The sequence below is a fragment of the Xanthomonas sp. NCPPB 1128 genome (genome assembly GCF_001043115.1).
In the GTDB taxonomy this organism is placed as follows: Bacteria; Pseudomonadota; Gammaproteobacteria; order Xanthomonadales; family Xanthomonadaceae; genus Xanthomonas_A.
Genome location: NZ_LFME01000019.1, coordinates 46,077 through 58,205, shown reverse-complemented (window position 1 = coordinate 58,205; position 12,129 = coordinate 46,077). Strand labels below are relative to the sequence as shown.

Annotated in this window: 13 protein-coding genes; 8 read left to right on the top strand and 5 right to left on the bottom strand. The window is 70.0% G+C overall.

Annotated features, from left to right (window positions below; genetic code table 11):
- Window positions 1–12: 12 nt before the first annotated feature.
- The 3 genes from ACP93_RS12825 (at window position 13) to hemC (ending at window position 2,494) form a co-directional block, all read left to right on the top strand.
- Window positions 13–678, top strand: coding sequence for an alpha/beta hydrolase (locus ACP93_RS12825; protein WP_048491072.1), 666 nt, complete (start codon window positions 13–15; stop codon window positions 676–678).
- A gap of 102 nt (window positions 679–780) precedes the next feature.
- On the top strand, window positions 781–1,512 hold the full coding sequence (locus ACP93_RS12820; protein ID WP_048491071.1) for a LytR/AlgR family response regulator transcription factor: 732 nt from the start codon (window positions 781–783) through the stop codon (window positions 1,510–1,512).
- Window positions 1,513–1,570: 58 nt separating this feature from the next.
- Window positions 1,571–2,494 carry a hydroxymethylbilane synthase gene (gene hemC / locus ACP93_RS12815; RefSeq protein WP_048491070.1) on the top strand — a complete coding sequence of 308 codons (924 nt, stop codon included), beginning with the start codon at window positions 1,571–1,573 and terminating at the stop codon, window positions 2,492–2,494.
- A gap of 366 nt (window positions 2,495–2,860) precedes the next feature.
- Here hemC and ACP93_RS12810 read toward each other — a convergent pair whose 3' ends face one another.
- Window positions 2,861–3,655, bottom strand: a complete 795-nt coding sequence (locus tag ACP93_RS12810; RefSeq protein WP_048491069.1) for a DUF481 domain-containing protein — start codon at window positions 3,653–3,655, stop codon at window positions 2,861–2,863.
- A 180-nt stretch (window positions 3,656–3,835) separates the two neighbouring features.
- Here ACP93_RS12810 and ACP93_RS12805 point away from each other — a divergent pair, with 180 nt between their 5' ends.
- Window positions 3,836–4,807: a helix-turn-helix transcriptional regulator gene (locus ACP93_RS12805; protein ID WP_010341069.1), complete on the top strand. Its 972-nt coding sequence runs from the start codon at window positions 3,836–3,838 to the stop codon at window positions 4,805–4,807.
- 238 nt (window positions 4,808–5,045) lie between these two features.
- Here the strand turns inward: ACP93_RS12805 and ACP93_RS12800 are convergent, their stop codons facing one another.
- Together ACP93_RS12800 and ACP93_RS12795 are read right to left on the bottom strand one after the other, a co-directional pair.
- The gene (locus ACP93_RS12800; protein ID WP_048491068.1) at window positions 5,046–5,462 is read right to left on the bottom strand and encodes a winged helix-turn-helix transcriptional regulator; all 417 of its coding nucleotides are present in this window, start codon (window positions 5,460–5,462) and stop codon (window positions 5,046–5,048) included.
- A gap of 245 nt (window positions 5,463–5,707) precedes the next feature.
- Window positions 5,708–6,253, bottom strand: a complete 546-nt coding sequence (locus tag ACP93_RS12795) for a lipocalin family protein (RefSeq protein ID WP_223875579.1) — start codon at window positions 6,251–6,253, stop codon at window positions 5,708–5,710.
- A gap of 167 nt (window positions 6,254–6,420) precedes the next feature.
- Here ACP93_RS12795 and ACP93_RS12790 point away from each other — a divergent pair, with 167 nt between their 5' ends.
- The 4 genes from ACP93_RS12790 (at window position 6,421) to ACP93_RS12775 (ending at window position 9,910) form a co-directional block, all read left to right on the top strand.
- Window positions 6,421–6,717 carry a hypothetical protein gene (locus tag ACP93_RS12790; protein ID WP_048491067.1) on the top strand — a complete coding sequence of 99 codons (297 nt, stop codon included), beginning with the start codon at window positions 6,421–6,423 and terminating at the stop codon, window positions 6,715–6,717.
- A 240-nt stretch (window positions 6,718–6,957) separates the two neighbouring features.
- Entirely contained in the window at window positions 6,958–7,305 is a 348-nt protein-coding gene (locus ACP93_RS12785) for a TfoX/Sxy family protein (RefSeq protein ID WP_048491066.1), read from the top strand.
- A 10-nt stretch (window positions 7,306–7,315) separates the two neighbouring features.
- The gene (locus ACP93_RS12780; protein WP_048491065.1) at window positions 7,316–7,651 is read left to right on the top strand and encodes a VOC family protein; all 336 of its coding nucleotides are present in this window, start codon (window positions 7,316–7,318) and stop codon (window positions 7,649–7,651) included.
- 153 nt (window positions 7,652–7,804) lie between these two features.
- Window positions 7,805–9,910: a prolyl oligopeptidase family serine peptidase gene (locus tag ACP93_RS12775; RefSeq protein WP_048491064.1), complete on the top strand. Its 2,106-nt coding sequence runs from the start codon at window positions 7,805–7,807 to the stop codon at window positions 9,908–9,910.
- 136 nt (window positions 9,911–10,046) lie between these two features.
- Here the strand turns inward: ACP93_RS12775 and ACP93_RS12770 are convergent, their stop codons facing one another.
- On the bottom strand, window positions 10,047–10,529 hold the full coding sequence (locus ACP93_RS12770) for a GNAT family N-acetyltransferase (protein WP_048491063.1): 483 nt from the start codon (window positions 10,527–10,529) through the stop codon (window positions 10,047–10,049).
- Between the two features lie 38 nt (window positions 10,530–10,567).
- A complete protein-coding gene (locus tag ACP93_RS12765) occupies window positions 10,568–11,779 on the bottom strand; it encodes a pyridoxal phosphate-dependent aminotransferase (protein ID WP_048491062.1) in 1,212 nt (403 codons plus the stop codon).
- Window positions 11,780–12,129: the final 350 nt, after the last annotated feature.

Here is a 12,129-nt window from a genome sequence, read left to right as displayed (position 1 = left end):
TCGGGAACCGACATGCTGGAGACAGTGGAACACGAAACCGGCGCCGCGCCGCGCTGGACGGTCCTGTGGCTGCACGGCCTGGGTGCCGACGGCAACGACTTCGCGCCGCTGGTGCCGGAACTGCTGCGGCCGCACTGGCCGGCGCTGCGCTTCGTGTTCCCGCACGCGCCGGTGCGGGCGGTGACGATCAACAACGGTGTGCGCATGCGCGCCTGGTACGACATCGTCAGCATGGATTTCTCCAACCGTGCCGACAGCGCCGGCGTCGCCGAATCGGTGGCCCAGGTCGAGGAACTGATCGCGCGCGAGGACGCGCGCGGCGTGCCGGCCGAGCGCCTGCTGCTGGCCCGCTTTTCCCAGGGCGGGGCGATCACCCTCGCCGCCGGCCTGCGCCGCGAACGGCCGCTGGCAGGCCTGATCGGCCTGTCCACCTATCTGCCGGAACTGGAGAGCGTGGCCCGCTGGCACGCCCCGGCGGCCCTGCGGCAACCGCTGTTCATGGCCCACGGCCAGGGCGACCCGGTCATCCCGCAGCCCTACGCCGAGCGCACCGCGCAGACCCTGCAGGCGCTGGGCATGCCGGTGCAGTGGCGACGCTACCCGATGGCGCACCAGGTCTGCGCCGAGGAAATCGCCGACCTGGGCGACTGGATGGACGCCTGCATCACCGGCAACTGAGGACGGCAGCCGCGTGGCGGCATGGTGCGATACCCGTGGCGGGCGCCCGGAACCGGGGCTAGTATCGGCCGCAGCGCACGCCAGCCGAGCGGGGAGACCTGGGTGAAGGTACTGATCGCCGACGACGAACCCCTGGCGCGCGAACGCCTGCGCACGCTGCTGGCCGCGCATGCCGGCGTGGAAGTGGTGGCCGAAGCCGACAACGGCATGGACGCGCTGCACGCCTGCGCCGCCGCGCAGCCGGACCTGGTGTTGCTGGACATCGCCATGCCGGGTCTCGACGGGCTGGAGGCGGCGCGCCACCTGGCGACCTTCGAACCGCGCCCGGCGGTGGTGTTCTGCACCGCCTACGATGCGCATGCGCTATCCGCATTCGAGGCGGCGGCGATCGACTACCTGATGAAGCCGGTGCGCGCCGAGCGCCTGGCCGCGGCCCTGCAGCGCGCCCGCACCTTCATGGCCGGACGCGGCAGCGGCGATGCCGCAACGCCGGCGCCGCAGCGGCGCACCCATCTGTGTGCGCGCCTGCGCGGCAGCCTGCGGCTGATCCCGGTCGACGACATCCACTACCTGCAGGCCGAGGAAAAGTACGTGGTGGTGCACCACGCCCGTGGCGAAGATTTGATCGAGGAATCGCTGCGCGCGCTGGAGGAGGAGTTCGCCGAGCGCTTTGTGCGCATCCACCGCAACTGCCTGGTCGCGCGCCACGAACTGGTGGAGCTGCGCCGGCTCGGCGAGGGCCAGGTGCAGGCGGTGTTGCGCCATGGCAAGCAGCCGCTGGAGGTCAGCCGGCGCTGCGTGGCGCAGCTGCGCAAGGAGATCCACCAGCGCTGATGCCGCCCGGACCGCGCGCGTGCAGCGGCGGACGGCGGCTTTCCGCGATAATGCGCGCATGAAGATCCTGCGCATCGCTACCCGCAAGAGTCCGCTCGCCCTGTGGCAGAGCGAGCATGTCGCCGCCTGCCTGCGCCGCGCGCACCCGCACCTGGACGTGGTGCTGGTGCCGATGAGCACCCGCGGCGACGAAGTCCTGGACCGCTCGCTGGCGGCGATCGGCGGCAAGGGCCTGTTCCTGAAGGAACTGGAGCTGGCGATGCTGCGCGGCGAGGCCGATTGCGCGGTGCATTCGCTCAAGGACGTGCCGATGGAGCTGGACCCGCCGTTCGTGCTGCCGGCGATCCTGCCGCGCGCCGATCCGGCCGATGCGTTGATCTCCAACCTCTACGCCTCGCTGGACGCGCTGCCGCTGGGCGCGCGCGTCGGCACCTCCTCGCTGCGGCGGCAGGCGCAACTGCGCGCGCGGCGCCCGGACCTGGAGCTGCTGGACCTGCGCGGCAACGTCAACACGCGCCTGGCCAAGCTCGACAACGGCGGCTACGACGGCATCGTGCTGGCCTGCGCCGGCCTGCAGCGGCTGGGCCTGGACGGACGCATCACCCAGCGCCTGCAGGCGCCGGATTGGCTGCCGGCCCCGGCGCAGGGCGCGATCGCGGTGGAATGCCGCGAGGATGCCAGCGCCGCGCTGGCGCTGTTCGCCGCGCTCGACGATGCGCCGACCCGCACCTGCGTGGAGGCCGAGCGGGCGATGAACCGCGCCCTGCACGGCAGTTGCCACGTGCCGGTGGCGGCCTTCGCGCAATGGCGCGGCGGCGACCTGCTGCTGCAAGGCCTGGTCGGCGGCGTCGCCGATGGTCGCCTGGTGCGCGCCGACCTGCAGCGCAGTGCGCGGGATCCGCAGGCGCTGGGCCAGGCCGTGGCCGAGGCCCTGCTGGGCGCCGGCGCGCGGGAATTGCTGGATGTCGATCTGCCGGCCTGATGGCGTGCGCAGTCCGCGCCAGCGACGGTGGGGGCACCTGTCATGCAGCCGCGACAAGCGAAGCCGAAGCAGACTGACACCCTCCGTCGTCGGGACTGAAGTCCCTCCCACAGTGCAGATCCCGACAGTGCCGGTTGCGGTGTAGGAGCGGCTTCAGCCGCGATGGGCGTTACCGGGAAAGCCTGTCGCGGCTGAAGCCGCTCCTACAGGTGAGGTGCTTGGCCTTTGCACGCCACCGCCATTGCGTGCGGCGGGGCGCGGCTGCACCCGCTCCTGCGAGCAGCGAATCAATGGGTCAGTCCCGCAACGCGGCGGCTGGCCGCGCCGCCGTGAGCCAATCCCGAACCCCCACTCCCCACTCCCCGCTCACTTGAACTTGTAGACCAGGTTCATCGTGGCTAGGGTATCGGTCTTCTTCTTGTCGTCGCTGACGTCGCTGTTGTAGCGCGCCTGCCAGCCGGCCTTCAGCGCCAGGCGCTCGTTCATGCTCACCGAGATGCCCAGGTCGTTCTGCGCGAAGGTGTTGTACGCGCCGGATTCGACCAGCAGGGTGTTGCCCAGTTCGGTGTTGCTGGTCAGGCCATACTTGAAGTCGACCAGGCCGCGGCCGATCAGGCCGGTCTCGGTGCGGTTCTCGACCACGTCGTGCGCGCGGCGCACGCCGGGACCGATCTGCACGTCGATGCTGCGGCGGTCGCCGTCCATGATCCGGGTGCCGTAGCCGATGCCGATCGTGGCCAGGCGGTCGTAGGTGGCGAAGTCGTCGCGCTCGTAGCGCAGCGAGGCGGTCAGCTGGCGGTGCTCGCCGAGCTGCAGCGCGCTGCCGGCGCTGCCGGTGTAGCGGTTGGAGGTGGTCTGGCGCTTGCGCGTGGTGGTGCCGTCGGGATTGGTGTCGACGTACTCGGCGCTGGCGTGCAGGGCCAGCAGGTCCAGGCTGTGGATCCAGTCGCCATCCACGTACTGGCCCTTGAGGCGGCCGTTGAGGCTTTCGTTGCTGCTGTTGCCGTGCGAGGAGGCGAAGCCCAGTTCGCCCGATCCGCTCCACGGCGAACTGGCCGGGTCCGTGGCTGTCGGTGAGGTGGCGACGTCGGCGGCCCAGGCCGGTGACGTGCTCAGCAGCAACAAAGCGATGGCGGATACGGGGGTGGCGCGGCGGGACATGGCTTCTCCGGAGATGAGGACGCAGCCTTCGGCTAACGAAATGGAAACGATTTCATCATACCGGATCCACATGACACCCTGGCCGGCCCCGGGCGCCGGCTTCATCGACGGTTCGGGCGCCCTGCCGGCGGCCGCACCGGGCAGGCGTTTTCCGCCCGCGACTCAGACATAATCGGGGCCATGGACCGCTACGAACGCATCAACGCACTGCACCGCCTGCTCAAGTCCGCGCGCTATCCGGTGACGGTGGCGCGGCTGCAGGACGAACTGGGCTGCTCCCGCGCCACCGTCTACCGCGATCTGGCCTTCCTGCGCGATGCGCTGATGGCGCCGGTGGAGGGCGATGGCGAGGCCGGCTTCCGCTACGAGTCCGGGGAGAGCGACCGTTTCGAGTTGCCGGGGCTGTGGCTGAGTTCGGAAGAACTGCACGCGCTGCTGGCCTCGCAGCAACTGCTGGCCCGCACCGGCGGCGGGGTGCTGTCCTCGGTGCTGGCGCCGCTGCAGCAGCGCATCGAAAGCCTGCTCGCCGCCCAGGCCGGGGCGACCCATTGGCCGGTGGAGCGGGTGCGGGTGATCCCGCACCGCGGCCGCAAGCTCGACGAAGCCAGTTTCCGTACCGTCGCCTCGGCGGTGCTGGAGCGCAAGCGCCTGTCCTTCGACTACCGCGCCCGCTCCACCGATGAATCGACCAAGCGCACGGTGTCGCCGCAGCGCATCACCCACTACCGCGACAACTGGTACCTGGACGCTTGGGACCATGGCCGCGACGCGGTGCGCAGCTTCGCGGTGGATCGCATCAACCATGCGCGGCTGCTCGACCAGCCGGCGCAGGATGTGGCCGACGCCGAGCTGGATTCGCAGCTGGCCGCCAGCTACGGCATCTTCTCCGGCGCGCCGAAGGGCTGGGCCACCATCGTGTTCAGCCCCAAGGCGGCGCGCTGGGTGGCCGACGAGCACTGGCATTCCAAGCAGCAGGGCCGCTTCCTGGCCGACGGCCGCTACGAACTGAAGGTGCCCTACAGCGTCTCGCGCGAGCTGCTGATGGACGTGCTGCACTACGGCTCGGATGCGGAGATCGTCGAGCCGCGTTCGCTGCGTGAGCAAGCCAAGGCGCTGCTGTCGCTGGCGCTGAGCAACTACAGCGACGACTGAGACCCCGCCGCGCCCGGTGCGATGGTCTGCGTAGGAGCGGCTTCGGCCGCGCTGGGCATGACCGGGAAAGCGTCGCGGCTGAAGCCGCTCCTACGCGGGAACCTGCGTCGTCGCCGAGGCGTACTGTGTGGTGCGGGATGCAGTCCCTGTGGCGCAACGCAGCGGCCGTCGTAGGAGCGGCTTCAGCCGCGACCGGGGCAGTGCCGCCGACGCCCGGCGTGGCCTGGATACGGACGCCCTAGTCTGCGTCCAGCGGCGCGCCGCCGCCGAGGATCGCGCCGATGTTGCGCTCGATCCAGTCCACCAAGGCATGCACGTGCGCGGATGCTTCCTCGCCGAGCGGGGTCAGATCGTATTCCACGTGCGGCGGCACCACCGGGTAGGCGGTGCGTTGCACGAGACCGTCTGCCTCCAGCGCCTGCAGGGTCTGCGACAGCATCTTTTCGCTGACGCCTTCCAGGCTGCGGCGCAGGTCGCCGAAGCGGTGGGTGCCCTTGCGCAGGGCCACCAGCACCAGCACGCCCCAACGGCTGGTGACATGGCTGAGCACGGCGCGGGACGGGCAGTTCTGCGCGAACACCTGGCCGCGCAACATCGTCGCATCCGCGCAGCCGCGCGGTGCTTCGTCGAGGGGGTCGGAGAGGACGCTGGCCAAGCGGTGCACCTGTCTGTGGGGGGAGGGCGCCCCGATCATACGGGCGGCGCCGGGTGCTTCGCTGAGCGAAGGATGATCGATGGTCCGGGGCAGGCCGTGCCGGGTGCCATGCCGCTTGTGGCGCTGGCTGCTCGCAGTGCCGCGGCGCAATGCAGCCCGCATGGCGTCTCGGCAGCCCGGACTGCGCCGGCTCGGCGCAGCGCGGGCGTCGCCCGCGTCGCGGCCGCCGGTGGTCGGGAGCCGCGTCAGGGCTTGTTCGGCACTTCGAAGCCGAGCTTGCCGACCTGGTCGCGGCGCTGCGCCACGCGCTTGAGCTTGTCGATGTTGACCCCGTACTGGTGGTCCAGCTTGTCGACCAGCTCGCGGTACTGCTTGTGGCTCATGTTCGGCGAGCGCGCGAACACCCACGCCAGATCGCGGCCGGGGTAGTCGATCAGCGCCCAGGAATAGTCCGGCGCCACTTCCAGGATGCGGTACTTGGTGGGCACCATCCTGAAGAACCAGGTGGTCCAGCGGCGGTTGCCGGTGCCTTCCTTGACCGTGGCGCGCGAGTTGAGCTCCTTGACCGGTTCGTCGAAGCCGTTGCGGTACTCGTAGCGCACCGCGATCTTGCCGTCTTCCTTGAGGGTGTACTCGTCGCTGCTGGCGACGTGGCCGCGCTCGGCGAAGTACGGGATGTGGGCGATCACGTACCAGCGGCCCATGAAGCGCTGCAGGTCGATCGGCGGCTGCGCAGGCTCCTGCTCCGGGTCCGGCGCCTTGGCGCGGGCCGTCGGCAACGGGACGGCCATGCCCAGCAGCAGCACGGAAGCGAACAGGGAAAGCAGGCGCATAGGAGATTCCGGGGCGAAGGGCGAACGCCGGTGAAGTATGCGCGTGCGCCATGTCAATGGTGCGTCGCAGCCCCTGAGATGTGGCGGCGGCAACCTGCGCGCCTCGACTTCCAGGAGCTGCCGTCATGCCGAACGCGTCGTCCCCGCGCACCCACGTCCCGCATCCGGGCCTGCGCCGTCTGCTGCGTCAGGCGATCCTGGCCGGGCTGGCCCTGGTCCTGGTGTGGCCGGCCGCGCGCGGCCACAGCGAATGGCTGGGCTGGCGGCCGCTGTGGCTGCTGGGCATGCCGCTGAGCGCCTGGTGGGCCTTGCATCGCTTCCCGCTGCCGCCGCTGCGGCGTCTGTGGGGGCAGTGGCGGGCAAGGCCGCGGGCGCAGGCGCGGCGGCGCCGGCCGGCGCTGCGAACCGCGCGCCCGGCCTGACCGTCGGCAGGGGGAAGTGGGAAGGGCGCGTCCCCTGATGCGGCGCGGCCCTTCCCGGATCCGAGCCGTGTCCCTACCCGTACCTGTTCACCGTCGGCCTCGCCGCGGTCAAGGAAACCGCAATGCCACAGGATCTCCATGCCTGGCTCGAACCCGTTCTGCGCGCGGCAGGGCAGAACAGCCGCGCCATGACGCCCGCTACGGGGCATGCTATGGGAAGTCGGCCCAGGAGGAGCCCGCATGAAGCACGATCCCATGCTGTTGCAGTCGATCTTGGCCGATGCGGCGCCGCCCGGGCTGGAGGTGGCGTTTCGTCCCATGTTCGGCGGACGCTTCGCCTACGCGGACGGCAAGCCGTTCGCTTCCCTTTCCGACGTCGGACTGGCCTTGAAGTTCGCCGGCAGCGAGCGTGACGCACTCCTCGCCGTGCCGGGGGCCGCACCGCTTCGCTACGAACCGGATCAGCCGGCCAGCAAGTCCTACGTCGTCGTCCCCGAGACCATGCTGTCCGAGCCGGCCGAACTGAGGCCGTGGGTGATGCGCAGTGTGTCCGGCCTCCCGACCAAACGCGTTCGAAAACAAGCCTAGGAGATTGCGCATGCCCCGCATCAGTTTCGTCGAACTTCCCGCACGCGATCTCAGCGCGGCACGGACCTTCTACGCGGCAGCGTTCGGGTGGGAACTGACCAGTTTCGGCCCCAGCTACGCATGCACCATGACGGGCCAAGTCGACCTGGGATTGCAGGGCGACATGAGCGAGGCGCCGGCAGCGCCTCTGCCAGTGGTGCTGGTGGACGACCTCGACGCTGCGCAAGTGGCTGTCGAGGCGGCCGGCGGGATCATCAGCAAGCCGATCTTCGCCTTTCCGGGCGGGCGACGCTTGCACTTCCGCGATCCCAACGGGCTTGAGCTGGCGATCATGCAGGCGGATTGATCCCGCGTTCCAGGGGGCATGGAGAGTGTGCGCAAAGGCGCGCTGTGGCCACGGCGGGCGCTTGGCTGAGATGCGTCCAGCCTGACCTTCGGCAGGGGAGGCCGGCGATGCTGCGTGCTACGGTGCGGCGCTGTCCTTCCCGGATCCGAACCAATGTCCTCACTCGCACACGCCTGCCTGCTCGCCGGCCTGCTCGCCGCCGGCACCGCCGCGGCAAAGGAAACCGCGATGCCCCAAGACCCCTACGCCTGGCTCGAAGACGTTACCGGCACCAAGGCGCTGGACTGGGTCAAGGCGCAGAACGCCAAGACCGAGGCACGCCTGGCCGACACCCCCGCCTTCAAGGCCCGCGAGGCCGGCATCCGCGAGGTGCTGGATTCCGACGCCAAGATCCCGGCCGTGCAGAAGATCGGCCCGTACTACTACAACCTGTGGAAGGACCGCGCGCACGAGCGCGGCCTGTGGCGCCGTACCACCCTGGACGAGTACCGCAAGCCCGAGCCGAAGTGGGAGACGGTGCTGGACCTGGACGCGCTGAACAAGGCCGAGGGCGAGAACTGGGTGTGGCATGGCGCCAACTGCCTGCGCCCGGAGTACACGCGTTGCCTGATCGCGCTGTCGCGCGGCGGCGCCGACGCCGACGTCACCCGTGAGTTCGACCTGGGCAACAAGCAATGGATCAAGGACGGCTTCTTCCGTCCCGAGGCCAAGGGCGGGCTGAGCTGGATCGATGCCGATACCGTTTACCTGTACACCGACTTCGGCCCCGGCTCGCTGACCAGCTCCGGCTACCCGCGCATCGTCAAGCAGTGGAAGCGCGGCACCCCGATGAGCAGCGCCACGCTGGTCTACGAGGGCAAGCCGGACGACATGTACATCGCCGCGATGCACGACGACACGCCCGGCTACGAGCGCGATTTCGTCAGCCGCACGCTGGCCTTCTACAACGACGAGATGTACCTGCGCGGCGCCGACGGCCGCCTGACCAAGATCGACGTGCCCAATTCGGCCAACAAGGGCGTGCACCGCCAGTGGCTGACCCTGGAACTGCGCGATCCGTGGATGGTGGGCGGCACGACCTACCCGGCCGGTGCGCTGCTGGCGACCAAGTTCGACGACTTCATGGCCGGCAAGCGCGACTTCCAGGTGCTGTTCACGCCGACCGAGACCGCGTCGCTGGCGTCCTTCGCCTGGACCAAGTCGCGGCTGGTGCTGAACGTGCTCGACGACGTCAAGAGCCGGCTGTGGGTGCTGACCCCGGGCGAGGGCGAGTGGGCGCGCACGGCGTTCCCGGTCGGCGACCTGGCCTTCGGCAGCACCAGCGTCGATGCGGTCGATGCCGACGAGAACGACCAGGTGTGGCTGACCTCCACCGACTTCCTGACCCCGACCACGCTGATGCTGGCCGACGTGCAGCGCGGGCCGAAGAGCATCGAGACGCTGAAGGCGATGCCGAGCTTCTTCGACGCGTCCAAGGATGCGATCGAGCAGCACTTCGCGGTGTCCAAGGACGGCACCAAGGTGCCGTACTTCCTGGTCCGGCCCAAGCAGCTCAAGGCCGACGGCAGCGCGCCGACCCTGCTGTACGCCTACGGCGGCTTCGAGATCTCGATGACCCCGTTCTACTCCGGCAGCCTGGGCCGCGCCTGGCTCGACCAGGGCGGCGTGTACGCGCTGGCCAACATCCGCGGCGGCGGCGAGTACGGCCCGCGCTGGCACCAGGCGGCGCTGAAGCAGAACCGGCACAAGGCCTACGAGGACATGGCGGCGGTGGCGCAGGACCTGGTCGCGCGCAAGATCACCTCGGCCAAGCACCTGGGCGTACAGGGCGGCAGCAACGGCGGGCTGATGGCCGGCAACATGCTGATGCAGTACCCGCAGCTGTTCGGCGCGGTGGTGGTGCAGGTGCCGCTGCTGGACATGAAGCGCTACAGCCACCTGCTGGCCGGCGCCTCGTGGATGGCCGAGTACGGCAACCCGGACACCGACGACTGGAAGTTCATCCAGACCTTCTCGCCGTACCACCTGTTCGACCCGAAGAAGACCTATCCGCCGGTGATCTTCCTGACCTCCACCCGCGACGACCGCGTGCACCCGGGCCATGCGCGGAAGATGGCGGCGAAGATGATCGACGCCGGCAAGGACGTGACCTACTACGAGAACATCGAAGGCGGTCATGGCGGTGCGGCCAACAACGCGCAGGCGGCGCACATGCAGGCGCTGGCGTATAGCTTCCTGTGGGAGCGGCTGTCCAAGTGAGTGGTGCGGTCCGCGTCCCGGTCGGGACTCGGACCATCGCCTGGTCTGGCGCGTTACCCAGTGACTGGTCGAGCCGGCGCGCAACGCACGGCGTCACGATCGCGCCGGTACTGTCCGCGTTGGCCGCAGCGGGTGCTCAGGCGCCGTCGGCCAACGGTTTGACCAAGGTCAGCGAACGGACGTCATAGCCCAGTTCTTCGTACACGTGCAGTGCGTGCGTGTTGAAGGCCCAGACGTTCAGGCGCATTTCGACACCGCCGCGTCGCGTCACCCAGTCGTGCGCATGCTGCATCAGCGCCGGGCCGATGCCCCGGCCGCGATGGCTGCGGGTGATGCCCACGCTGCCCACCCGGCCGAAGCGCATGGGCTGCAGCAGCGAGTGCGATTCCTCAACGATGCCGACCGTGACGAAGCCGACCAGGACGCCCTGCGCATCGGCGACGAAGGTGGTGGCATCGTCCCGGCCGATGCTGCGCATCCAGTGCGCCGCGTCGCGGTCCGTGGCGCCTGCGCCGGCGAAGATGTGGGGAAACGCCGCATGGTGGAGTGCATTGACCTCTTCGCCGAGTGCGCAGATCGCCGGGAGATCGGATGCGATGGCGTCGCGATAGGTGAGCATGAGAAGGCTCAATGCGCTTTGCAGTGTGGCGGGTCGTCTCAGCGCGCCCAGCGTGACAGCCCGCGCGCGATCCGCGCCACCGCTTCCTGCAGCCGCGGAAGACTCTGGGTATAGGCGATGCGCACATGCTGGCGGGCGCGGTGGCGACCGAAATCCACGCCGGGGGTAAAGGCGACGTGCTCGGTCTCCAGGAAGTGCGCGCAGAACGCCTGCGCATCGTCGGTGAAATCGGAGACGTCGGCGTACAGGTAGAACGCGCCCTCCGGCTCGACCTCGATGCGGAAGCCGAGCGCGCGCAGCGCCGGCAGCAGGTAGTCGCGGCGCTGCGCGAATTCGGCGCGGCGCGCTTCCAGGATATGCAGCGTCTCCGGCAGGAAACAGGCCAGCGCCGCGTGCTGGGCAATGCTGGGCGCGCTGATGTACAGGTTCTGCGCCAGCTTCTCCAGCGACGGCACCGCCGCGCGCGGCGCCACCAGCCAGCCCAGGCGCCAGCCGGTCATGCCGAAGTACTTGGAGAAGCTGTTGAGCACGTAGGCGGCGTCGTCGACCTCCAGCACGCTGGGCGCGTCGATGCCGTAGCTCAGGCCGTGGTAGATCTCGTCCACCACCAGGTGTCCGCCGCGGGCGTGCAGCGTCTGCGACAGTGCGGCCAGTTCGGCGCGCGACAGCACGGTGCCGGTGGGGTTGGCCGGCGAGGCCACCAGCGCGCCGACGCTGTCCGCGTTCCAGTGCCGCTGCAGCAGGTCCGGGGTCAGCTGGTAGCGGCTGTCCGGGCCGACCGGCACCAACTGCGCCGACCCTTCGACCAGGCGCAGGAAGTGGCGGTTGCACGGATAGCCGGGGTCGGCCATCAGCCAGTGGCGACCGGGATCGACCAGCAGCGCGCTGGCCAGCAGCAGGGCCCCGGAGCCGCCGGGGGTGATCAGGATGCGTGCCGGATCCAGGTCGACGTCGTGGCGCTGCCGGTAGAAGTCCGCCAGCGCCTGGCGCAGGGCGGGCAGGCCGCGCGCGGCGGTGTAACGGGTGTGGCCGGCACCCAGCGCAGCCTGGCCGGCGGCGACGATCGGCGCGGCGGTGGTGAAGTCCGGTTCGCCGATCTCCAGGTGGATCACGTCGTGGCCGGCGTGCTCCAGTTCGTTGGCGCGGGCCAGCAGCGCCATCACGTGGAAGGGCTCGATCTCGCGGCTGCGCTGGCTGTAGCCGGGCGCGGCGGGCGAGACGCGGGAAGTGTCGCCGGGAAGGGAAGCCATGCCGCCGATGATAGTGGAGCGCGCCGCATCGGGTGTTATGGGCGTGAGCGGGGACGACGCGCTTGACTGCGTCCCGGCCGGGTCGGGCGTGTCACCGACTGGCGTCGGATGACGCGACACGCGTTGTCGTTGCTCGCTAGCCAGGTCGACTGCGCGCCGGCTGCCGTTCGCCATGCTGCGCGACGCCGCACGCGTCGCATTGGCCCCGGCCAAGGCCACGCCACACGCCATCGGCGCGGCGCCGCAGGCAGTGGCGCACGCCGCGTCCACACCTCACGTCCCGGCATATCGCCGGCTCCGCCATGGCAACGCGCTTGCCACGGCGCGGCGTTGCAGGGAGACTCGGCCGG

Bases quoted from the DNA above. Each gene is read 5' to 3' on its own strand.
- ACP93_RS12770 (WP_048491063.1), bottom strand. From the start codon at position 10,529: ATGCTCACCTATCGCGACGCCATCGCATCCGATCTCCCGGCGATCTGC.
- ACP93_RS12775 (WP_048491064.1), top strand. From the start codon at position 7,805: ATGTCCTCACTCGCACACGCCTGCCTGCTCGCCGGCCTGCTCGCCGCC.
- ACP93_RS12810 (WP_048491069.1), bottom strand. From the start codon at position 3,655: ATGTCCCGCCGCGCCACCCCCGTATCCGCCATCGCTTTGTTGCTGCTG.
- ACP93_RS12795 (WP_223875579.1), bottom strand. From the start codon at position 6,253: ATGGCCGTCCCGTTGCCGACGGCCCGCGCCAAGGCGCCGGACCCGGAG.
- ACP93_RS12825 (WP_048491072.1), top strand. From the start codon at position 13: ATGCTGGAGACAGTGGAACACGAAACCGGCGCCGCGCCGCGCTGGACG.
- ACP93_RS12785 (WP_048491066.1), top strand. From the start codon at position 6,958: ATGAAGCACGATCCCATGCTGTTGCAGTCGATCTTGGCCGATGCGGCG.
- hemC (WP_048491070.1), top strand. From the start codon at position 1,571: ATGAAGATCCTGCGCATCGCTACCCGCAAGAGTCCGCTCGCCCTGTGG.
- ACP93_RS12790 (WP_048491067.1), top strand. From the start codon at position 6,421: ATGCCGAACGCGTCGTCCCCGCGCACCCACGTCCCGCATCCGGGCCTG.
- ACP93_RS12805 (WP_010341069.1), top strand. From the start codon at position 3,836: ATGGACCGCTACGAACGCATCAACGCACTGCACCGCCTGCTCAAGTCC.
- ACP93_RS12765 (WP_048491062.1), bottom strand. From the start codon at position 11,779: ATGGCTTCCCTTCCCGGCGACACTTCCCGCGTCTCGCCCGCCGCGCCC.
- ACP93_RS12780 (WP_048491065.1), top strand. From the start codon at position 7,316: ATGCCCCGCATCAGTTTCGTCGAACTTCCCGCACGCGATCTCAGCGCG.